The sequence below is a fragment of the Rhizobium sophoriradicis genome (genome assembly GCF_003939025.1).
Classification (GTDB): Bacteria; Pseudomonadota; Alphaproteobacteria; order Rhizobiales; family Rhizobiaceae; genus Rhizobium; species Rhizobium sophoriradicis.
Genome location: NZ_RQIH01000009.1, coordinates 21,611 through 42,485, shown reverse-complemented (window position 1 = coordinate 42,485; position 20,875 = coordinate 21,611). Strand labels below are relative to the sequence as shown.

18 protein-coding genes and 1 tRNA gene are annotated in these 20,875 nt (G+C 62.3%); 9 read left to right on the top strand and 10 right to left on the bottom strand.

What is annotated here, in order from left to right; translation table 11 throughout:
• The first annotated feature begins 22 nt into the window (after nt 1-22).
• The 6 genes from EFR00_RS16315 to EFR00_RS16290 all read left to right on the top strand — a co-directional run bounded on the left by EFR00_RS16315 (nt 23) and on the right by EFR00_RS16290 (nt 6,202).
• Complete coding sequence (locus EFR00_RS16315; protein WP_038687070.1) at nt 23-553, top strand: NUDIX hydrolase; 531 nt, start codon at nt 23-25, stop codon at nt 551-553.
• A gap of 62 nt (nt 554-615) precedes the next feature.
• Nucleotides 616-2,115 (top strand): inorganic phosphate transporter, encoded by a 1,500-nt coding sequence (locus tag EFR00_RS16310; protein WP_038687068.1) that lies wholly within the window; start codon nt 616-618, stop codon nt 2,113-2,115.
• 113 nt (nt 2,116-2,228) lie between these two features.
• Complete coding sequence (locus tag EFR00_RS16305) at nt 2,229-2,966, top strand: 16S rRNA (uracil(1498)-N(3))-methyltransferase (RefSeq protein ID WP_038687066.1); 738 nt, start codon at nt 2,229-2,231, stop codon at nt 2,964-2,966.
• Nucleotides 2,967-3,113: 147 nt separating this feature from the next.
• Nucleotides 3,114-4,487, top strand: coding sequence for a glutamate--cysteine ligase (locus tag EFR00_RS16300; RefSeq protein ID WP_038687063.1), 1,374 nt, complete (start codon nt 3,114-3,116; stop codon nt 4,485-4,487).
• Between the two features lie 172 nt (nt 4,488-4,659).
• Nucleotides 4,660-5,148 (top strand): GNAT family N-acetyltransferase, encoded by a 489-nt coding sequence (locus tag EFR00_RS16295; RefSeq protein WP_077991095.1) that lies wholly within the window; start codon nt 4,660-4,662, stop codon nt 5,146-5,148.
• A 175-nt stretch (nt 5,149-5,323) separates the two neighbouring features.
• Nucleotides 5,324-6,202: a DUF937 domain-containing protein gene (locus EFR00_RS16290; RefSeq protein ID WP_038687061.1), complete on the top strand. Its 879-nt coding sequence runs from the start codon at nt 5,324-5,326 to the stop codon at nt 6,200-6,202.
• Between the two features lie 88 nt (nt 6,203-6,290).
• Here EFR00_RS16290 and EFR00_RS16285 read toward each other — a convergent pair whose 3' ends face one another.
• Nucleotides 6,291-6,590, bottom strand: coding sequence for a YjiS-like domain-containing protein (locus EFR00_RS16285; RefSeq protein WP_009991201.1), 300 nt, complete (start codon nt 6,588-6,590; stop codon nt 6,291-6,293).
• Between the two features lie 203 nt (nt 6,591-6,793).
• On the opposite strand from EFR00_RS16285, the gene EFR00_RS16280 reads away from it, so the two are divergent.
• Nucleotides 6,794-7,750 (top strand): LysR substrate-binding domain-containing protein, encoded by a 957-nt coding sequence (locus EFR00_RS16280; protein WP_038692260.1) that lies wholly within the window; start codon nt 6,794-6,796, stop codon nt 7,748-7,750.
• 6 nt (nt 7,751-7,756) lie between these two features.
• On the opposite strand, the gene EFR00_RS16275 is transcribed toward EFR00_RS16280, so the two are convergent.
• From EFR00_RS16275 to EFR00_RS16250, 6 genes are all read right to left on the bottom strand, one after another.
• The gene (locus EFR00_RS16275; RefSeq protein ID WP_038692257.1) at nt 7,757-8,398 is read right to left on the bottom strand and encodes a TetR family transcriptional regulator; all 642 of its coding nucleotides are present in this window, start codon (nt 8,396-8,398) and stop codon (nt 7,757-7,759) included.
• A gap of 260 nt (nt 8,399-8,658) precedes the next feature.
• Nucleotides 8,659-11,757 carry an autotransporter outer membrane beta-barrel domain-containing protein gene (locus EFR00_RS16270; protein WP_038687059.1) on the bottom strand — a complete coding sequence of 1,033 codons (3,099 nt, stop codon included), beginning with the start codon at nt 11,755-11,757 and terminating at the stop codon, nt 8,659-8,661.
• A gap of 209 nt (nt 11,758-11,966) precedes the next feature.
• Nucleotides 11,967-12,383 (bottom strand): MAPEG family protein, encoded by a 417-nt coding sequence (locus tag EFR00_RS16265; RefSeq protein ID WP_010060991.1) that lies wholly within the window; start codon nt 12,381-12,383, stop codon nt 11,967-11,969.
• Between the two features lie 86 nt (nt 12,384-12,469).
• Nucleotides 12,470-13,024, bottom strand: a complete 555-nt coding sequence (locus EFR00_RS16260; protein ID WP_010060989.1) for a hypothetical protein — start codon at nt 13,022-13,024, stop codon at nt 12,470-12,472.
• Nucleotides 13,025-13,026: 2 nt separating this feature from the next.
• The gene (guaB, locus tag EFR00_RS16255; RefSeq protein ID WP_038687056.1) at nt 13,027-14,511 is read right to left on the bottom strand and encodes an IMP dehydrogenase; all 1,485 of its coding nucleotides are present in this window, start codon (nt 14,509-14,511) and stop codon (nt 13,027-13,029) included.
• A gap of 209 nt (nt 14,512-14,720) precedes the next feature.
• On the bottom strand, nt 14,721-15,713 hold the full coding sequence (locus EFR00_RS16250; protein WP_039618062.1) for an MBL fold metallo-hydrolase: 993 nt from the start codon (nt 15,711-15,713) through the stop codon (nt 14,721-14,723).
• A gap of 242 nt (nt 15,714-15,955) precedes the next feature.
• Between EFR00_RS16250 and EFR00_RS16245 the strand changes: the two genes are divergently transcribed.
• Nucleotides 15,956-17,380: a DHA2 family efflux MFS transporter permease subunit gene (locus tag EFR00_RS16245; RefSeq protein ID WP_077991097.1), complete on the top strand. Its 1,425-nt coding sequence runs from the start codon at nt 15,956-15,958 to the stop codon at nt 17,378-17,380.
• A 5-nt stretch (nt 17,381-17,385) separates the two neighbouring features.
• On the opposite strand, the gene EFR00_RS16240 is transcribed toward EFR00_RS16245, so the two are convergent.
• From EFR00_RS16240 to EFR00_RS16230, 3 genes are read right to left on the bottom strand one after another with little or no spacing between them, the layout of a single operon-like run.
• On the bottom strand, nt 17,386-17,769 hold the full coding sequence (locus EFR00_RS16240) for a VOC family protein (RefSeq protein WP_077991100.1): 384 nt from the start codon (nt 17,767-17,769) through the stop codon (nt 17,386-17,388).
• 34 nt (nt 17,770-17,803) lie between these two features.
• A complete protein-coding gene (locus tag EFR00_RS16235) occupies nt 17,804-18,523 on the bottom strand; it encodes an RlmE family RNA methyltransferase (protein WP_039618056.1) in 720 nt (239 codons plus the stop codon).
• A gap of 10 nt (nt 18,524-18,533) precedes the next feature.
• A complete protein-coding gene (locus EFR00_RS16230) occupies nt 18,534-20,084 on the bottom strand; it encodes a Ppx/GppA phosphatase family protein (protein ID WP_077991101.1) in 1,551 nt (516 codons plus the stop codon).
• A 246-nt stretch (nt 20,085-20,330) separates the two neighbouring features.
• Here EFR00_RS16230 and EFR00_RS16225 point away from each other — a divergent pair.
• Nucleotides 20,331-20,404 (top strand) — tRNA-Gln (locus EFR00_RS16225).
• Nucleotides 20,405-20,875: the final 471 nt, after the last annotated feature.

Genomic DNA, 20,875 nt, shown 5'->3' with positions numbered 1-20,875 from the left:
CACTGCGAAGGTGACCCGACAATTGACTCTTCTCGCCCGACTGGCATCTGATGTGCAACTGATGTTCCGGCGCCCGCCGCGACAGCAATATGGTGCCATCTGTTACCGGGTGAAGAAGAAGAGCGGTGAGGTCGAGGTGCTCCTGATGACGAGCCGCGACACCGGCCGCTGGGTTATTCCCAAGGGCTGGCCGATGAGCGGAAAATCCGCTCATGAGGTCGCCGCGCAGGAAGCCTTCGAGGAAGCCGGTGTTCGCGGCGTCGCCGAGATGGAGACGCTCGGCGCCTACACCTATCCGAAGTTGCTGCGCGACGGAGTGCAGGTGGTCTGCAAGGTGCAGGTCTATGCGCTCGAAGTCACCGACATGGCGAAGAACTTCAAGGAAAAAGGCGAGCGCCGCATCGAATGGGTCTCGCTCGACGAAGCAGCCGGGCGTGTGCGCGAGCCGGAGCTGCGCGGCCTTTTCCTCACCTTCAAGCGAAAGATGAGCGACAGGCTTTCGCCCAAAGCGGCAAAGCAGGCTCCCACGGCGAAACAAATTCCGGCGGAATGAATCCTGCCATCTTGCGCTGCTAAGAAAGCAGCCCAGACGCAGATTTGTCCCTGGAAAAAAGAATGCCGCCACGTCCCGCCGTCCTCACCAAACGCACGCTCGACAAGGACCTCGCCAAGATCACCCATGCCGAGGATGTGGCCAAGCACGTCTTGCGGCGGCTGGTGGCGCCCGGCCTCGGGCTGATCTTCGTCGGCCTGACGATGATCTTTGCCGGGGTCTACGTGTTCGATCGCCCTGGAGCGGTGCTCGTCGTGGCGGCGGCGGCCCTTGCCGGCTACATGGCAATGAATATCGGCGCCAACGACGTGACCAACAATGTCGGTGCGGCCGTCGGTGCACGCGCGATGACGATGGGCCAGGCACTCGTCATTGCCGCGATTTTCGAAGTCCTAGGCGCCACGATCGCCGGCGGCGAGGTCGTCAAGACGATTTCCTCCGATATTGTTGACACCGCCCAGGTGCCGCCGGCGCTTCTCGGCTGGATCATGATGGCGGCGCTGACGGCGGCCGCCCTCTGGATCAACCTCGCAACCTGGATGAACGCGCCCGTTTCCACCACACACGCAATCGTCGGAGCGGTGATCGGCGCCGGCATCTCGGCCGTAGGCCCCGAGCCCGTGAACTGGCGGGTGATGCTGGAGATCACTTCGAGCTGGATCACCTCGCCGCTGATCGGCGGCCTGATCGCGGCCGGCCTGCTATACCTCGTCAAGACCCTGATCATCTATCGCGACGACAAGATCGCCGCGGCTCAGCGCTGGGTGCCGGTGCTGGTCGCGGTGATGGCCGGCGGCTTCATGGCCTATATGGTGTTGCAGCTCTCTCCCGCCGGCAAGTTCCCGTCCTTCACCATAATCCTCATCGGCATCGGCATTGGGCTGGTCAGCTGGCTTGCCGCCCGGCCGCTCGTGCTCGCCCAGGCGCGGGATCTCGAAAACCGCAACAGCTCGCTGCGGGTGCTGTTCCGGTTGCCGCTGATCGGTTCTGCGGCGCTGCTTTCCTTCGCGCATGGCGCCAACGACGTTTCGAACGCAGTCGGGCCGCTTTCGGCGATCGTCCATTCGGTCGGCATCGGCGGCGGCGACGGCCTCGGGCATCCGCCGCTCTGGGTGATGCTGATCGGCGCCTTCGGCATCTCCGTCGGCCTGCTGCTGTTCGGACCGCGGCTGATCCGCCTAGTCGGCGAGGAGATCACCAGGCTCAATCCGATGCGGGCCTATTGCGTCGCGCTGTCGACCGCCTTCACCGTCATCGTCGCCTCCTGGCTCGGCCTGCCGGTCAGCACCACGCATATCGCCGTCGGCGCCGTTTTCGGCGTCGGCTTCTTCCGCGAATGGTATACGCGCCATTCGAAGCGCCGCATCGCCTATATCAGGCGCAAGGCCGAGAGCTTCGACATCGACGAGCCGGAGGAGCCGAACATCCATGAGAGGCGCCGGCGCTATCTCGTGCGCCGCTCGCACTTCATGACGATCGTCGCCGCCTGGATCGTCACCGTGCCGGTCTCGGGAGCGCTTGCGGCCGTGATTTATTGGGGTATGTTCGCGCTCTTCGTCTAAAGCGCGTCGCGTTCAGATTCGCGTGCTGCGCTTTAGGTCTTTGTTTTCCAGCATGTCTTCGACGCAAAACCCTGCACACTTTTGCGAGACATGCTCAATACCCGAGCTTTCGAATGCGCGCCAATTTCCGCATGCAACGTCTTTTCGTCGACGCGCCGCTTTCTGCCGGCGCCGTCGTGGAGGCGAGCGCCGAGCAGTTCAACTATCTCGCCAATGTACTGAGGATGGAGGCGGATGCCGAGATTCTGCTTTTCAACGGCCGTGACGGCGAGTGGAAAGCCAGCCTCAGCTTCCCCACGCGCAAACGCATCCTGCTGACGGCAATCGAAGAGACGCGGCCGCAGCCCTCTCCCTGCGACCTGCATTATCTGTTTGCGCCGCTCAAAGTCGGCCGCATGGATTATCTGGTGCAGAAGGCGGTGGAAATGGGCGCCGGGCTGCTGCAGCCGGTCATGACCCAGCACGTGCAGGGCAAGATCACCAACCTCGACAAGCTGCGCGCCAATGTCGTCGAGGCGGCCGAGCAATGCGGCGTTCTCGGCATTCCCGCTGTGGCCGAACCGGTGAAGCTCTCCGACCTGCTCGACCGCTGGCCGAAAGAGCGCCGCATCATCTATTGCGACGAGGGCGATGCCGGGCAAAACCCGCTACCGGTGCTCTCGGCGATCCGGGAAAGGCATCTCGCTCTGCTCGTCGGGCCGGAGGGCGGCTTTTCCGAAGAGGAACGCGCGCGGCTTCGAAGCCTCGATTTCGTCACCGCCATTCCGCTCGGACCGCGCATCCTGCGGGCCGATACGGCAGCCGTTGCCGCCCTCGCCGTGGTGCAGGCGACGATCGGCGACTGGAGCTGACGGCGAAAACGGGTGGACATGGAAATCGCTGCTATTTTTTTGATGCGTCGTTGAAAGAATTTCACTTGCAACAGACCTGACTTGGGTCCTAATCAGCCTTCCAGCTGCCCTGCCCCCTGGGCGCTTTTTTCGAATACAGGTACCCGCATGGCCCGCGACACTACCGACCAGACACCGCTCTCTTCGGTTCAGGATCTGACCGATTACATCGCCGCGGGCAACAAGCCGCGGGAGCGCTTCCGGATCGGCACCGAACACGAGAAATTCGCCTTCTTCCGCGCCGACAACAGCCCGGTTCCCTATTTCGGTGATGCCAGCATTTCGGCCCTGCTCACCGGCCTCCAGGAAAAGAGCGGCTGGGAGCCGATCATGGACGGCGGCAACATCATTGGCCTGGCCGAACAGAGCGGCATGGGCGCCATCTCGATCGAGCCCGGCGGCCAGTTCGAACTCTCCGGCGCGCCGCTGGAGACGCTCCACGAAACCTGCAGGGAATCGAACCAGCACCTGGCGACGCTGCGCGAAATCGCCGAACCGATGGGCATCCGCTTCCTCGGCATCGGCGGCAGTCCTAAATGGACCTATGCGCAAACGCCGCACATGCCGAAATCGCGCTACGAGATCATGACCCGCTACATGCCGAAGGTCGGCAGCAAGGGTCTCGACATGATGTACCGCACCTGCACGATCCAGGTGAATCTCGATTTCTCCTCGGAAGCCGACATGCGCCAGAAGATGCGCGTCTCGATGAAGCTGCAATCCTTGGCGACCGCGCTCTTTGCATCCTCGCCCTTCACCGAGGGCAAGCCGAACGGACTGCTCTCCTGGCGTGGCGATATCTGGCGCGATACCGACAACCGGCGCTCGGGCCTGCTCGATTTCACGTTCCGCGACGATTTCGGTTTCCGTGACTATGCCGAATGGGCGCTCGACGTGCCGATGTATTTCATCGTCCGCGACGGCCGCTATCACGATTGCACCCATGTCACCTTCCGCCAGTTCATGAACGGCGCGCTGAAGGGCGAGGTCGCCGATCCGGCGCCGACGATGGGCGACTGGACGAACCATCTTTCGACGCTCTTCCCCGACGTGCGGCTGAAGCGTTTCCTCGAAATGCGCGGCGCCGACGGCGGCCCGTGGCGGCGCATCTGTGCGTTGCCGGCCTTCTGGGTCGGCCTGCTCTATGATGATGCGGCCCTCCAGGCGGCCGACGAACTGACCAGGAATTGGAGCTTTGCCGAGATCGCCGCGCTGCGCGACGCCGTCCCCGCCGAAGGGCTGAAGGCTGAGTTTCGCGGGCATGCGCTTCTTGACGTGGCCCGCGAGGTGGTCGGCATATCGAGGACCGGCCTCAAGACGCGCGGCAAGCTCAACCGAGAAGGCCAGGACGAAAGCATCTTCCTGGCGCCGCTCGACGAGGTGCTCGCCAAGAAGGCGACGCTCGCCGAGGATCTGCTGTCGCTCTATCACGGCCGCTGGCACGGCTCGGTGGAACCGGTCTTCGAGGACTACCAATACTAGGACGTGGACTCACCAACGCCAGCCAGAGCCGTATGGCTGCCAGCTTGACGAAAGCGAGACACTTGGCAGCGCGCTTGCCGTAGCAGGTCGCAATGCTTTCGGTAGGCGCCGCAGCTTGAATCGTTTTGGAAGAGCCTATGTCTACCGGCTGGCAGCGTGCTAAGCTTGTCAAATGACGGCCGCCACCCAATACAGTTTTCGCAGAGCGACGTTGGATGATCTCCCGTTGCTTGCAGCATGGCAATCGAACCCGCATGTCCGCGTATGGTGGGACTCAGATGAGCCGTACGATGCAGAAGACTTGGCTGATCCCAGGGTCGCGCGTTGGATTGTTTCAACCGCCGGACGCCCCTTTGCGTTCATGCAGGACTATACCGTCCACGGCTGGGAAGATCACCATTTCGCCAAGCTTCCCACGGGATCGCGGGGAATCGATCAATATATAGGAGACCCCGAAATGATCGGCGTTGGGCACGGATCAGCATTTATCGGGGCGAGAATGGGGGCTCTCTTCGATGCGGGCGTACCCGATATAGCGACCGATCCTCACCCTGCCAATGAATGGGCGATTGCCGTTTACAGGAAACTGGGTTTTAAGCCGTCCGGATCACCTCAAGAGACGCGGTGGGGCTTGATTTTGCCAATGCTTGCGAGGCGGTAAGCGGCATACCATCATTCGCAGCTTCGTCCGCATCTGCGGGCTTCTCCAATTGGAAAACTCGCTCCGGTTCTTTGCTGGAACGGCTTTAAGGTCTTATGGCAAAAAGCGGTTTGCACATTACCTTTTCCGGATATATTGGCGTTACACGCGTCACGACTCGGGGAAAGGGACCTCCATGCTGCCACTCTTCGACATGATGATGCAGGCACAGAACGGTGCGGCGATGGAAGCGGTCGCCCGGCAGTTCAACCTGGCGCAGGAACAGGCGACCAAGGCGATGGCGGCGCTGATGCCGGCCTTTTCCGCCGGCCTGAAGCGCAGCACCAGCAATCCTTACGATTTTGTCGGGCTGATGCAGGCCGTCGCCTCCGGCAATTATGCACGATATTTCGAGGATATGAGCCGGGCTTTCACGCCGGAGGGCATTTCCGACGGCAACAACATCCTCGCCCAGCTCTTCGGCTCCAAAGAGGTTTCGCGGGCGGTCGCCGCCCAAGCGGCGCAGATGACCGGGATCGGCCAGGATATCTACAAGCAGATGCTGCCCGTTTTGGCCGATACGCTGATGGGCGGGCTCTTCAAGCAGACGACCGGCCAGATGGCCTCGCCGGTCAACCCCTTCGTCAACACGGCAATGGGCGAGACCATTCAGAAATGGCTCGAGAGCACCGGCTTTGCGCCGAAACCGAAGGCTCCGGAACCCAACATCTTCGACAATCCCTTCACCCAGGCGATGCAGCTAATGTTTTCGATGCCGAAGCAGGAACCGGCGCCTCAGCCGAACCCCTTCCTCGACAATCCCTTCGCCAAGGCCTTTCAGGAAATGATGACCGGGCTCGGCCAGCAGCCGCCAGCCAAACAGCCGGCGCCCAAACAACCGGCGACCAAGGCGCCGGAGGCGCCGAAGGAGGAGGCAAAAGCCAATATCGAGAGCTATAGCAACATTCTGAACACCATGTTCGACAGCGGGCTTGAGGTGCAGAAGAGCTACCAGCGCAATCTCGAAGCGATCTTCGAAACCTACCGGCCGAAGCCCCCTGAACCCAAGGCATAAAAAAACCCGGTGATGGCTTGGGAAAAGCCGATCACCGGGTCAAGCGGCAGGGCTATTGGCTGTCACCCTGCGGGGAAACTCGACGCTCCTAGTCCTCGTGAGGGCGGAAGAGCTGCAGGCGCCAGCGATTGCGCGCCGAACGCGTCAGATGTTCCGACGGGTCCTCGAAAAAGGTCGAGGCCAGGAAGGCGGAGGTCAGGTCGGCCCTGGTGAGGCCGATATCCCTCAGCTGACTGTCGTTCAGATCATGCAGCCCGTTGACCTCCATTCGATTGCGAAACCCGCGAAAGAGGGAGACCAGCGGAGCGAGGCCTGCCACCAGACGCTGGTAAAGCGTCGGAGTAAGCTTGCTGCAGTCGAGTTCTGTTGTCCGGTTTGTCATAAGCATCGAACTCTCCTTTCTCTGGGGCACGCAACAACCCACCCCTCTCGCGAGGTCGTGCGGGAGGGGATAAGGCTGAATTTGCTTGGACAGGCAGGGTGTCTGTCCTTCACTTTGCTTGATTTGCATCCCGAAGATGCCAAAGACCTATTGATCAGTCCAACGAATGTTTCTAATGATTATCATCAGCTATCTTTATGGGTGACACCATGTCCGCGCCTCTTGATCTCGACCAGTTGCAGACTTTCATCGCCATCGTCGATTCCGGCAGCTTCACCAAGGCGGCCGACAAGGTCTACAAGACTCAATCGGCCGTCTCCATGCAGATGCGCCGTCTCGAAGAGCGCATCGGCAAGCAGCTCTTCATCAAGGATGGGCGCGGCAACCGGCTGACGGTCGAGGGCGAGAAGCTGCTCAATTACGCCCGGCGCATCATCCGCCTCAACAATGAGGCGATCGCCGCCTTCGACGACAACAGGCTGGAGGGGACGCTGCGCATCGGCACGCCCGACGATTACGCCGACCGCTATATGCCGGAGATCATCGGTCGCTTCGCCAAGACCCATCCGAACGTCGAGCTTTATATCGTCTGCGAGCCATCGGTAGACCTTGCCGAGCGCATGCACAAGGGCGAGCTCGATATCGCGCTCGTCACCCACAATCCGCGCGAGCGCATGTCCGATGTCGTCAGAACCGAGCCGCTCTGCTGGGTAGGCTCGGCCAACCACCCCATTCGCGACGACGCGCCCGTGCCGCTTGCCGTAGGCCGGCGCGATTGCCAGTGGCGTCAGCTCGCCTGCTCGGCGCTCGATGCGGTGGGGCGCGAACACCAGATCCTGTTCACCAGCTGGTCCTGCACCGTTGTCGCCGCGGCCGTGCTTGCCGGCATGGCTGTCTCGGTGATGCCGGAATCGGCGCTGCGGACCGGCATGAAAGTGTTGAGCCAAGCGGACGGCTTTCCCGCTCTGCCGCCGGTGCAGATCGGCATCATGAAGCGGCCCGGCGTCTCGATCTCGCTGATGAATGCGATCACCGCGCATATCACCGCCTGCCTCGACAACATCACGCCGGCAGTGATCGACGACAATCTCGAAGCCGAGGTCAAATCCGCACAGGCTCGGCTGCAGCCGCGGCTGAGGGCAGCCAATATGGTGCCGAGCTGGTAGAGGCTCTCAGGCCGCGCGCGGCGCGGCCTCGGTGAAAAGGGAGGCGCGGATGACGCGTTTCCACTCACCGAGCATGCGCCGCGCTACGGTCTCTTCGCTGATGGCGGCAAGTCGGATGACAGCGCCGATCAGATGGCTGAAAAGGTAAGTGCGGGCGAACATTTCCTCGTCGCAAAGATCGGGAGCCAGCCTGCGCACGGCGTCATGAAAAATGCCGGCGACGCGGCCGCTATGCTCGATATTCAGCCGAAGCAGATCCTGATCGGTTTCCGTACCCATCCAGACGCCGAGATAGACGGGATCGTCATGGTAGGAATCGTAATACCAATCGATGATATCGCAGACGAGATCGAGCGCCTGGTCGAGCGACTGAACGTCGGAGAACATCGCCGCCGTCTTCGTCTGGATTGCGGAAGCGTGCTGATCGAACAGCGCTTTGACAATCGCCGCTTTCTCCGGGAAATACTGGTAGACCGAGCCGATCGGCACCTTGGCGGCGATCGCGAGCTCGGTCATCCGCATGGCGCTGACGCCCTTTTTGGCGATGATCTGGGCAGCGGCGGCGAGAATAAGATCCAGCCTCTGAATGCTGCGCTCCTGCTTCGGCTTCCTGCGCAAGCCGATGCGCTCCATGCTTTCCGCGCCCATGTCGTTCCCATTCTTATTGTTGCGCGCGGCAGCTTCTGCCACCAGCGCGTCGAGCGGATATGACATGCAGGTCTTCATCAGGCGTAAACAGAAAGGCTCGCATTTTAACGACCGGCAAACGCGTATGAAAATCGGGAATCCAGCCGTTCCCACCGGTTGCGCCGGACTGAAGAATCCTTGAAATAGTTGCGAAATTCTCGTCGACGGGAAAAGGCTGATGTCGCGACCCTTCGTTGCGGGGGAATGACCGTCCAGAAGTTTTAGAACTTCACAGACAGCGTCGCCTTAACCCCATGCTGCTGGGCGTCTTCCGCGACCTGGCCGGAATAGGCGATCCCGAGCGCAGCACCTTCGTTCAGGGCGACGTCAAGGCCGGCGTCGAGAACGAAGGCGTTCTCAGCCAGCGGCACGCCGGCGACGGTGAAGGCATCGCTTCCTGCGAAAGCCTGCGTTGACAGGGGGACGATATCGCCGGCGGCATGGCGCCAGCCTGACATGCCGTGCAGGACGGCACTCGTCTCTCCCAGGCGGATCTCCGTTTCGGCACGCAGGCCGAGCGTGGTGATGGTGGTGTTGGTCGTGCGGCCGGAGACGTCGAGTGCGGCCGCCCCGCCCTTTTCGGAAAAGCCCTCCGTTCGAATGCCCACATGGGCGAGATTGACGAAAGGCTCAAAAGAGACTGCCGCCCTGTCGAACCGATAACCGAGTTCCGCAAAGCCCTGCAGCGTGCCGGCCCCATAGTTCGCGTCGAGCCTGTCCTCGAAGCTGCCGATCGCGACACGGCGGCTGGTGTCGATGTCATGCCAGGTATGGGAGAGGCCGGACCGGAAGGCGAGACCGCCCCAGTGCGTACCGGCATAGAGGCCGAGATGATAATCGTCGCTCGAACCCGACGAAGCACGGTGACGGGGATCGAACCGGGAATTGCTGTAGCCGGCCATCAGGCCGAACCTGACCTCGTCGAAATTGCTGTCGACACCGGCAAGAAAGCCGCCCGTCTGATGGCGGAATGTGGCGGCATTGCCATCCGTGAATGTCTCGCTCAGACCACCAAGGGCCGTACTCCAGAAGACCGGCCCGTCCGCAGCTTCGCCGGCGGTCACTGCCGGAGCGCCCGGCCAGAAGGCTTGTATCGGAACCATGGCGGCGCCGGGATCGCCGAAAGCGGAGCGCAGACGGTCGTTGGCGGCCTCGCGGAGAAAGAGGCTCTGGGTGATCAACGCCGTCTTGATCGAGGCATGGATTTCGCCGGAAAGCGCGTCGAAGCTCGCCTGAACTTGCGACTCGTCGTCAGGCAAGGTGACGATGGCATCGTAGATGTCGTTGCCGACGCCAAGCGTCTCGGTAGCCTGCGCCACGGCAAACTGGTTGCGCGTGGCCGTCATGTCGCTGAAGCTCACATCATTGCGGGCAATTTCCAGGTAGACATTGTTCAAATCATAGGAGAGGTCGGCGGCCAGAAAGGTATAATTGGAGGTGACGGCGCCAAAGGTTCCGCTCACCCCGCCGCTCGCGGTGAGGATCGTATAGGTGGAGAAGGGCTTGTAGTGGCCATTCATTCCGATATGGGAAACGGTCGCGCCGTTGAGAAAGGCGATGCCGGTAACCGAGATCAAATCGCTGGCGGTGCCGGCGGGATCGACCTCGACCTCATAAGTAGCGCCCGAATCGAAAGTGAGATTGCCGCCAACGGTCAAGGTTCCGATCGAATTACCCGGCGCGATGGTGACGCCTGCCCCGGCGGTCAACGCGCCGATATCACCTGAGCCGCCCAATCTGCCGCCCGTCATCGTCAGGATGCCGCCAAGGCTGCCATTGACGATCAGGTGGCCGTCCGAAACCGTCGTCGTCCCGGTAAAGGCGGAATTGTCGCCGGTCAGACGCAGGGTGCCGCTGCCGGCCATCGTGAAGTCGCCGCTGCCGGAGAGAGTGCCGCCATAGATACTGTCGCTCGCCTGATCGAGCGTGAGGTCGGCGCCGCCGAGCGCGATCTCCCCGCCGCTTCCCGAAAGCTCACCCATGGTCAGGTCGAAGCCGCCGAGATCGAGTATGCCGCCATTCACCGTATAGGCGCCGTTCTGCACGAAGGCGCCGGCGCTGCCCGCGACCAGCGTGCCGGCCTCGACCGTCGTCACGCCGGTATAGGCGTTGATGCCGGACAGCGTCAGCGTGCCGGTGCCCTGCTTGGTCAGGCCGCCGACGCCCTGCAAATCCGTGGTTATGCCGACAGCAAAGCCGTTGGTGTCGACAAAGGCGCCGCCGGCGTCGAGCGTCACTTCCCCGACACTGAAGCCGCGCAGGAAATTCGCCTCGTTGCCCGTAGCCCGCAGAATGCCGCCGTCGAAGACGAGGCTGGCACTGCCACCGCCTCTCTCGACATAGCCGGTTTCCAGGATGCCGCGCCCGCTCCCGGCGCTTCCGGCAAGTTCCACAGTGCCGGTAGCCCCGGAATCATCGGCGATAACGACCTCGGACGCCGATACCATGCCGGCATCGTCGATGCTCACGCTGCCTGAACCGAATTGGCCGACGACGAGCGCGCCGGAACTGATCCAGCTCGATCCGGCACCGGTCACGCTGACCACGCCGCTGCCGTTCGAACTGAAGCCGACATAACCGAAGCTGCCGGTGACAGAGCCGCCATTGGAAATGGTCAGCGTTCCCGCGCCGGCCGCGCCGACCGAGACCTCGATGGAATTGCTCCACAGCGAGTTTGCGCCTGTAACGATAACCTCGCCAATGGCGTTGGAATCGTTGCTGATATAGCCGGATGCACTGTTGACCGTCCCGCCATTCGAAATGATCAAAGTGCCGGTGCCGCTGTCGCCGATAGTGAGATCCTGGAAGTTCGTCCAGTTCGAACCTGTACCGGTCACCGTTACCGTGCCGCTGGCGCCGGAGAAATAACCGATATAGCCGAACTGGTTGTCGACCACAGCGCCGTCTTCGATGGTCAGTGCGCCGGTGCCCTGATGGCCGATATAAAGGTCGTCGGAATTGCTCCAGCTCGAGCCCGACCCGGTGACCGTCACCGTACCGCTGGCGCCGGGATCGACGCCGAGCACGCCGGTATCATTGCTGACTGCGCCGCCATTGCGGATGATGAGGGTCGCATCGTCGCCATTCTGATCGCCAATGACGAGATCGGTATTGATGGTCCAGGGAGCCGGCTGCGTGCCCGAGCCGGTGCCGCCCGGGTCGTTGCCGTCGACGATCTCCGTGTCGTTGCCGGTAATGACCTGCTGCGCCCATCCCGGCTCTGCTGCCAGCATCAGCGCCAGCGCCGCAGTGCTCGCCGAGCCCGCAAGCCGCAGCATGGCCATGCGATGGATCGCCGCCCCGCCTGTCCTCTCGTCCATCTTCGCCCGCAAATCGTCCCCGCCATCACTCGCTCGCGCAGAAATAGACGAATCAATTTAAATATTGGTAACCATGTTCCTGAGATTATTCTTCGACGACAGCGCGCGTGTCTTTCAGACGCGCCAATGATGCTGCAACATTTTGAATTTATGCACGATTTTGCTGGATCGATTCCAGTTCAGGGAGTTCTGCCGTGGGTCGCCGCGCGTTATCCCATTGCCATCCACCCGGCCAGCCAGACCCACATGGCGGCGAGCGCGAGGTAACCGGCGGCGAAGATCGGGCTGCGGTAGCGCAGATCATTGCTGGTGACGTGGATGGCGGCATGGGCGTAGCGTAGGGCGACGAAGAGCCAGGCGAGCGCGACGGCGACAAGATTGTCGGCCTCGGTGACATAGAGAAGAATGCAGCAGGCGTAGAAGAGCACAGGCAGTTCGAACTGATTGGCGAGGCAATTCTTGACGGCGAGGCTTTCGGCCGGCTCGTCACGATTTTCGCGATAATCCGACTTCGCGATCTTGCCGGCGCGGACCATGTTCGCGCGCCGCTGTCCAAGAAGCGCATAAAGACCATAGACCAGGGCCACATGGGCAAGCAGTGGCCAGAAGATTTGATAGCCGGTCATATGCTCCCTCAAGTCCTTTCCGTTTCCGCATTCGTTGCGAGGAGTAGCCGAAAGGGGAGCAGGATGCCAGCGGCTGAGGCCGCGTCTCAGTCCTGGCGCGGCGACAGCCAGCGGACGATGGCAAGCCGGGCAAGGAGGATGAAGCAGATGGCGAGGCTTGCGAATTTCAGCCGGGTCATCCACGGCAGCAGATACGCTGCAAGACTCGCGGATCCGCCATCGCCGAAGGCGATCAGACTTGAGATGTTCTCGCCGTAGTCGGCAAGGCCGTAGAGGAACGGCAGCAGGTAGACCGCGCGGCCCACGAGCGGATGCAGCGATCGTCCAAACCAGGCGCCGACGGGCCCGAGCCTGAGGAAGGCGAGGAACAGCAGCGCCGTCAACAATGCCGGAAAGACCAGCTCCGGCCCGAAATACATGGCGCTGAGCAGTCTCGCCGCCGTCTCGTTCTCGTCGAGCAGCGTCTGCATGTGGAAGACGGCCGACTCGTCGTAACCGGCGAAATAGGTATCGAGCACCGCCTGGCCGGTTTCATGCTCGAAGGGGACGACGAAGCCGAAGGTCGTCCAGGCCAGCACGGCCAGGCAAAGAGCGGCGAGCAGCGCGATGATCCAGAGCGGAATCCCGCTGCCCGTCTTCATGATCAGAGACCGGCGCCCGGATAGTTCGGGCTTTCCCGGGTGATCGTCACGTCATGCGCATGGCTTTCGCGAAGACCGGCGCCGGAGATGCGCACGAAGGTCGCCCGCTCCTGGAAATCCTTCAGGTCCTTGCCGCCGACATAACCCATGGCCGCCTTGAGGCCGCCGGCGAGCTGGTGGACGACGGCCGAGACTGGGCCCTTATAGGGAACCTGGCCCTCGATGCCCTCAGGCACGAGTTTCAGCGTGTCGCGCACCTCAGCCTGGAAATAACGGTCGGCCGAGCCGCGGGCCATGGCCCCGACCGAGCCCATGCCGCGATAGGCCTTGAAGGAACGGCCCTGGTAGAGATAGACCTCGCCCGGGCTCTCATCGGTGCCGGCAAGCAGCGAGCCGATCATAACGGCGGAAGCGCCGGCGGCGATCGCCTTGGCAAGATCGCCGGAGAATTTGATGCCGCCATCGGCGATGACGGGCACATCCTGATCCTGTGCGGCCTGCACGGCCGACATGATGGCGGCGAGCTGCGGAACGCCGACGCCGGCGACGATGCGCGTCGTGCAGATCGAACCCGGGCCGATACCGACCTTGACGGCATCGGCGCCCGCATCGATCAGCGCTCTGGTGCCGTCATAAGTGGCGACGTTGCCGGCCATGATCCTGATCGAGTTGGACAGTTTCTTGACCCGGGTGACGGCATCCAGCACGCGCTGCGAGTGGCCATGGGCGGTATCGACGACCAAGAGGTCAACGCCGGCCTCGATCAGCCGCTCGGCGCGCTCGAAGCCGTCATCGCCGACGCTGATGGCGGCGGCGGCGCGAAGCCGGCCCTGCGCATCCTTGGAGGCGTTCGGGTTCAGCTGCGACTTCTCGATATCCTTGACGGTGATCAGACCGACACAGCGGCCTTCGGTATCGACGACCAGCAGCTTTTCGATGCGGTGCGAGTGAAGCAGGCGCTTGGCCTCCTGCTGATCGACGTTTTCCTTGACGGTGACCAGATTGTCCTTGGTCATCAGCTCGTGGATCTTCTGCTCCGGATCGGAGGCGAAGCGAACGTCGCGATTGGTCAGGATGCCGACGAGGCGGCCGGACTTCTCGACGACCGGGATGCCGGAGATACCGTGCGACTTCATCAGGCCGAGCGCCTCGGCAAGCTTTGCATCCGGCCCGATGGTGACCGGATTGACGACCATGCCGCTTTCGAACTTCTTCACCTGGCGGACTTCTTCGGCCTGCTCGACCGGCGTCAGGTTACGGTGGATGACGCCGAGGCCGCCGGCCTGAGCCATGGCGATCGCCAGCCGGCTTTCGGTGACCGTGTCCATGGCCGAAGAGAGGATCGGGATGTTGAGGTCGAAGTCGCGGGCGATGCGGGTCGCGATGTTCGTCTGGCCGGGCATAACCTCGGAATGGCCGGGCTGCAGCAGCACGTCGTCGAAGGTGAGCGCGTCCGCGCCGGTTGCCGTTTCTATGATGCGGGCCATGGCCAAATTCCTTCAGTTAAGAAAAATGCAACCCGTCCCGGAAACGAATCGTCCGCCCCGGCGGTGTGCATGAGTTGCTTGGAAGTTGGCGAGGGCTGGTAACACGTCTATGACAGGAAGGAAATAGCAAAAAGCCCGGCATATCCGCCGGGCTCGTCATGGGTGCCATGCACGAAGAGCAATTCCGGGAAAAACGGAACCGCTTGCGATCAGATATCGAACTGATAGGTCTTCGGCACGAAGCGATAGCCGCCGTCCTGCCTCTCGGCGAAACCGACCGCCGGGAACGGCATGTGATAGCCGAGGAAGGCGATCTTCTCGGCCGCGATCATGTCGAAAACCTTGCGGCGGGCGGCGGCCGCCTGCGCCTTGTCCATATCGAAGCGCACCTCCCAATCCGGCCGCAGCAGCGACAGGATATAGTGGTTGGCCGTATCGCCGGTCAGTACCAGGCGCTTTCCTTCCGATTCGACGTGGAACACCATGTGCCCAGGGCTGTGGCCGGCTGCCAGCATCGCGGTCATGCCCGGCGCGACGCTGGCGCCATCCTTGATGAAGGTGGCTTTTTCGGCAAGCGGCGTCACATTGGCAAGCACGGCCTTGTGGCCGCCCTCAGCTGGTGTGCCCGCGCGCGCGGTGTTCGACCAGAAATCATATTCGGCCTCACCGATGACATAACGGGCATTCTTGAAGGCGGGCGCGCCGTCTTCCATCAGCCCGCCGATGTGATCGCCGTGCAGATGGGTCAGAGCCACCAGGGTCACGTCCTCGGGTGAATATCCCGCCACCTTCAGGCCCTCGGTGAGCTTTCCTAGCCCGCGGGCGCGGCCACCCGCGCCAAAGCCGGTGTCGACGAGAATGAGATCGGAACCGGTGTCGATAAGAACAGGCGCATAGCCGTTCAGGAGCTTGTCGGCCGGCAGGAAGTTTGCGGTCAGCAACGCCTGGACGGATTCGGGATCCTGATTGGTGCCGTAGGTCTCAAAAGGCTTTTCGGAGATGTTGATACCGTCCCTGACGACGGTGAACTTATAAGAACCGAGCTTGAACTGATTGATTTCGGGTAAAGGCGTTATATCCATACTTCTGCTTGCTCCAGTGACGGCCGCTTCGGCCTTCTCTCTCAAAATTGCCGGCGCCGCCAGCAGGCCGAGGCTTGCGGCAAAAAGCGTGCGCCGTGTCATTCGCGTTGAAATTGCCATATATCCATCCCCCATGACGCGCTCTTGTCGCTCTGCGACCGATGACACCCTGCCGGATTTCTTGCCCCGGCAGCGTAGACATAGGTCAATCTTGATAGCGGACCTTGTCGGACAAGCCGCCTCACGCAGACGTGAACCAAACGTGTCGGCGAAATCGATTGAGGGATTGGCAGGCCCACCAGGCAGGACTAAACAACACGGGCCGTTCCCGCCCTGATCTCGCGCCCTCAAGGCTCCCGCCTATGAACCGCATCGTCCCGCTGATCCTCGCCGTCGCTCTCTTCATGGAACAGATGGATTCAACCGTGATCTCGACGGCGCTGCCGGCGATCGCCGCGGATCTCCATGTCGGGCCGATCACGCTGAAGCTGGCGCTGACCTCCTATATGGTGGCGCTTGCGGTGTTCATTCCGGTCAGCGGCTGGATGGCCGACAGGTTCGGCGCCAAGAAGATCTTCCGCCTCGCCATATCGGTCTTCGTCATCGGCTCGATCTTCTGCGCCGCCTCCTCCAACCTCGTCGAATTCGTCTTTGCCCGCTTCCTGCAGGGCATGGGCGGCGCGATGATGACGCCGGTCGGCCGTCTCGTGCTGGTGCGCACGACACAGCGAAGCGATCTCGTCTCGGCCATGGCGTTGCTCACCATCCCGGCGCTTGTCGGCCCGCTCACCGGCCCGCCGCTCGGCGGCTTCATCACCACCTATTTCAGCTGGCACTGGATCTTCCTGATCAACGTGCCGGTCGGCATCATCGGCATCTGGCTGGCGACGATCTTCCTGCCGGAGGTGGAGGCGACAGCGCCGCCGAAGCTCGATTTCACCGGTTTCGTGCTCACCTCGCTTTCGGCCGCTGGCGTCGTCTTCGGCCTGTCGGTTGTCAGTCTCCCGGCCCTGCCGCCGATCATCGGCATCAGTGCGACCTTGATCGGGCTTGCCTGCGGCGTCCTCTATATCAGCCATGCAAAGCGCCACCCGGCGCCGATCCTCAACCTCAACCTCTTCAAGAATCCGACGTTCCGGGCCTCGACCACCGGGGGCAACCTCTTTCGCATCTGCGTCGGCGCCATGCCGTTCCTGACGCCGCTGATGCTGCAGCTCGGCTTCGGGCTGACGCCGTTCCAATCCGGCCTCATCACCTTCGCCGGGGCGATCGGGGCGATCACCACCAAGTTCATGGCCAAGCGCGTTTTCGCGGCAACCGGCTTCCGCACGACGCTGATCGGCGCCGCCATGGTGACGACTGGAGTGACCGTCATCACCGGCTTCTTCACGCCGGCAACGCCGCATCTCGTCATCATCGGCGTGCTGCTTCTCGGCGGCTTTTCCCGCTCTTTCATGTTCACCGGCGTCAATGCGCTAGCCTTTGCCGAGATTGACGATGCGCAAGCGAGCCAGGCGACATCGATGAGCTCGGTGATGCAACAAGTCAGCCTGGCGCTCGGCGTCGCTGTGGCGGCAGCGATCCTGGAAACCTCGATCTACATCAGGGGCGAGGCGCTGCAGGTGGCTGATTTCCACCTCGCCTTCTACATCATCGCCGGACTGACGGTGATTGCGACCATTCCCTTCATCCGCATGGACCGCAATGCCGGCACGCTCGTTTCCGGCCACCGCTCAAAGCGTGTGGCGGCATCTGCGATCGAGGCCGAGCAGCAAGCCGTGAAATAAGCTTCCTATTCAGGGCTCTCGCAGACGGCAGAGAGCTTGTTGCCGTCGAGATCGCGGACATAGGCGGCATAAAAATGGGCATGGTAGGGGCGCAGACCCGGCCCGCCTTCATCGGCAGCACCTGCCGCGATTGCCGCCGCATGGAAGGCATCGACGGCTGCCCGCGTTTCAGCCGCGAACGCGACCATGGCGCCATTGCCCGCGCTCGCCCGGCGGCGATTGAAGGGCGTCACCACCCAGAAGCGGCAGCGCGTATCGCCGTCGGCGGAATAGCCGATCTCCTCCTGCGAATAATGCTGGCGGCGATAGCCGAGCACGGGCAGAACGGCATCATAAAAATGCCCTGCGCGATCAAGGTCGTTGGTTCCGAGCGTGACGTAAAGTAGCATGGGATCGTCATCATCGGCCTGGATCGGCCGGAGATCAAGCTTCCTCTGCTTGACCTTCCGCCTTGCGGCCTTTGAAGCCCTTGGCCAGCAAAAACATCTCAACCGATTCGGCGCGCGACGAGTTCGGCTTGACGTGGACGACCTGGCGGAAATTCTGCTTGAGCAGGGTGAGCAGATCGCGCTCGGTGCCGCCCTGGAAGGTCTTGGTGAGGAAATGCCCGCCCTCCCCCAGCACCTCGATGGCGAAATGGGCCGCGACTTCACACAGATGCATGGTGCGCAGGTGGTCGGTGCGGTGATGGCCGGTGGTCGGCGCCGCCATATCGGAGATGACCAGATCGGGCGTGCCGCCGACGGCCTCCATCAGCTTTTCCGGCGCACTCGGATCAAGGAAATCGAGCTGCAGGATCTTGACGCCGGGAAGCTGGGCCATTTCCAGGAAATCGATCGCGGCGACACGGACATCCTCATCGGTCGAACCGGTGACCTTGGCGGCGATCTGCGACCAGCTGCCGGGCGCCGCACCGAGATCGATGATCCGCTTGGCGCCGCGCAGGATGTGGTATTTCTCGTCGATCTCCAACAGCTTGAAGGCGGCGCGGGCGCGATAGCCTTCGAGCTGGGCGCGCTGCACATAGGGATCGTTGATGTGGCGCTGCAGCCACTGGCGGGAGGAGGCCTTCATCTTCTTGTTCTTGACGCGCTGGCCGAGCTTGCGGCCGGTGCGATTTCCCGCGATCGGTGCCTTGGTCATGCCCTTCCCCTCATTTCGCACGCTGGCCGCGGCGATTGCGATTGCGCCGCCACACGCCGTCATCAGCCATCATGTCGGTGAGCAGGCCTTCCCTCAAGCCGCGATCGGCAACGCGCATGCGCGGGCTCGGCCAGCGGCGGCGGATCGCCTCGAGGATGGCGCAGCCGGCGAGCACCAGATCGGCCCGGTCCGGTCCGATGCAGGGATTGGCCGCGCGGCTGTCGAAATCCCAGGAGAGAAGTTTTGCCTGCATGGCGGAGACCTCGTCGTCCGACAGCCAGATGCCGTCGACCTTGCGCCGGTCATAACGCGGCAGGTCGAGATGGACGCCGGCAAGCGTCGTCACCGTGCCCGACGTGCCGATTAGGTGGAAATCTCCGGTCTGGACAATTTCGATCTCGGGGCAATCGAAGCTCCCGAGCATGCCTTCGACCTCGCGCACCATGCCTTCGAAAAGCTCCGGCGTCACATCGCGCCCGCCGTGACGCTCCGACAGCGTCACGACGCCGACCGGCAGCGACGTCCAATGGGTGATGTGATTGGCGAGCCGGCTGAAGCGATTGTCGCCGATGCGGATGACGGCGATCTCCGACGAGCCGCCGCCGATATCGAAGAGTACGACGGAGCGTGTCTCGCGGCCGACGAGCGAAGAGCAGCCGGAGACGGCAAGCCGCGCCTCGGTCTCCCGATCGATGATTTCAAGCTCGAGGCCGGTTTCGGCAACGACGCGGCCGAGGAATTCCTCGCCATTGACCGCCTGGCGGCAGGCTTCGGTGGCGATCAGCCGCATGCGGCGGATCTCCCGATTCCGGAGCTTAGAGGCGCAGACCCTCAGCGCCTCGATCGCCCTTTCCATCGCCTCGTCGGACAGACGGCCGCTCGCCGCAAGGCCCTCGCCGAGGCGCACGATACGCGAAAAGGCATCGACGACGCGAAACTGGCCTGGACGGGTCGGCTGGGCGATGAGCAGACGGCAATTGTTGGTGCCGAGATCGAGAGCGGCATAAAGCTCTTCCGGCCAGGCATGCTCGGGCGCCTGGCGATCCCCCTGGTGCGCGTGGCTCTCCGGGCGGCCCTTGCGGCCGGCGCCGTTCTGCATCTCGCGCGGTACGGCGGCACGCGCCGTCTCCTCAGCCCGGTTTTCCTGCGCTTGGATATTCGAAGGCTTTGCCGGCGTCAGCGGCCGGCCCTGCAGGCCGCGCTTGCCGCGATGCTTGCGGCGGTTGCGCCGGCTCGACGGCGAATCGCCGCCGTCCCGGGCGGCATTGGCTGCGACGCCCGTCTGTTCCATCGGCTGGAGTTGAAGCGAGCCCTCCTGCGAAGCGCCATGGCCACCGCGACGGCGCCGCTTTCGCTTGCGCGCCGGATGTCCGGCGGTATCTTCCATTGGGCGCGCTGGCTGCCCGGCGTTGCCGGAGAGCTCATGCGAAGCGGGATGAGCGGCGCTGCGGGTTTGCCCGCCGCGCCTGCCCTTGCGGCGCCTGGACTTTTTGCCGTCCTTGCGCCCTGCCGCCGACGCCCCGTCAAATTGCGGCTTCACGCCGCCTTCGGGGTCTTCCACGTTGTTTATCCACCGCGCCGCGCAACTCCCTGAGGTATGCAGCAGGCGCTCGTTCGATTTTTGCGTTGCCGCAAGAATATCAGCGCCCGCCAAAATCACCAAATTCTTTTTTGGGAGAGGGATTTGCGGAATATTTTCAGCCTTGGCTAAGAAGGCCGATTTTTTTCAAAACAGGTATTTGCAATCGGCGGGCTTTTGTTTATAAGCGCCGCACACCAGCCGAACCGCCCGCCGGTTCGCCCTTGCTGGGGAATAGTTCAATGGTAGAACAGCGGACTCTGACTCCGTCGATCTTGGTTCGAATCCAGGTTCCCCAGCCAATTATTTCTTAGGGAAATTGCTTAATTAATCGCTTGCTATAAGTGCGTAGTCACGGCTTTCATGTCGGATGGTATCGCAGCCTGTCCCCCGCATTTCTAGGCGTTTCCAACGAGACACGGTGACTCCATGCAACATGGTTTGCCACATGCGACATGACCTGGGACACCTGCGAGGAACTTGGATGACGTCCAAAGATCTGCTACCCAAGGTAAGGAAGCGATGCTTAACTTGGTGCGCGTGCTAGCCAAGAGACGAGCGTGAATTGAATATGAGGCGGATGCTGCGCAGCGTTCGATCGCAACCGCCAACCCTCCCCAAACCAAAATACAAATCGCCGAGACGCTTGACTCTGCCAGCGCAGTTTGCAGCATCGGAGCACTCAAAGGGGTTCTTGAAAATGGACGAAGTGAGATGCAAGTGCGGTCGGGTTTACGAAGAGAAACGAATGCGGCTGCCAGTTCGGGATGTGG

Coding starts and splice junctions, on each gene's coding strand:
- EFR00_RS16270 (WP_038687059.1), bottom strand. CDS start 11,757: ATGGACGAGAGGACAGGCGGGGCGGCGATCCATCGCATGGCCATGCTG.
- EFR00_RS16310 (WP_038687068.1), top strand. CDS start 616: ATGCCGCCACGTCCCGCCGTCCTCACCAAACGCACGCTCGACAAGGAC.
- EFR00_RS16305 (WP_038687066.1), top strand. CDS start 2,229: ATGCGCGCCAATTTCCGCATGCAACGTCTTTTCGTCGACGCGCCGCTT.
- EFR00_RS16280 (WP_038692260.1), top strand. CDS start 6,794: ATGTCCGCGCCTCTTGATCTCGACCAGTTGCAGACTTTCATCGCCATC.
- EFR00_RS16240 (WP_077991100.1), bottom strand. CDS start 17,769: ATGCTACTTTACGTCACGCTCGGAACCAACGACCTTGATCGCGCAGGG.
- EFR00_RS16260 (WP_010060989.1), bottom strand. CDS start 13,024: ATGAAGACGGGCAGCGGGATTCCGCTCTGGATCATCGCGCTGCTCGCC.
- EFR00_RS16250 (WP_039618062.1), bottom strand. CDS start 15,713: ATGGCAATTTCAACGCGAATGACACGGCGCACGCTTTTTGCCGCAAGC.
- EFR00_RS16265 (WP_010060991.1), bottom strand. CDS start 12,383: ATGACCGGCTATCAAATCTTCTGGCCACTGCTTGCCCATGTGGCCCTG.
- EFR00_RS16295 (WP_077991095.1), top strand. CDS start 4,660: ATGACGGCCGCCACCCAATACAGTTTTCGCAGAGCGACGTTGGATGAT.
- EFR00_RS16245 (WP_077991097.1), top strand. CDS start 15,956: ATGAACCGCATCGTCCCGCTGATCCTCGCCGTCGCTCTCTTCATGGAA.
- EFR00_RS16290 (WP_038687061.1), top strand. CDS start 5,324: ATGCTGCCACTCTTCGACATGATGATGCAGGCACAGAACGGTGCGGCG.
- EFR00_RS16235 (WP_039618056.1), bottom strand. CDS start 18,523: ATGACCAAGGCACCGATCGCGGGAAATCGCACCGGCCGCAAGCTCGGC.
- EFR00_RS16285 (WP_009991201.1), bottom strand. CDS start 6,590: ATGCTTATGACAAACCGGACAACAGAACTCGACTGCAGCAAGCTTACT.
- EFR00_RS16275 (WP_038692257.1), bottom strand. CDS start 8,398: ATGGGCGCGGAAAGCATGGAGCGCATCGGCTTGCGCAGGAAGCCGAAG.
- EFR00_RS16300 (WP_038687063.1), top strand. CDS start 3,114: ATGGCCCGCGACACTACCGACCAGACACCGCTCTCTTCGGTTCAGGAT.
- guaB (WP_038687056.1), bottom strand. CDS start 14,511: ATGGCCCGCATCATAGAAACGGCAACCGGCGCGGACGCGCTCACCTTC.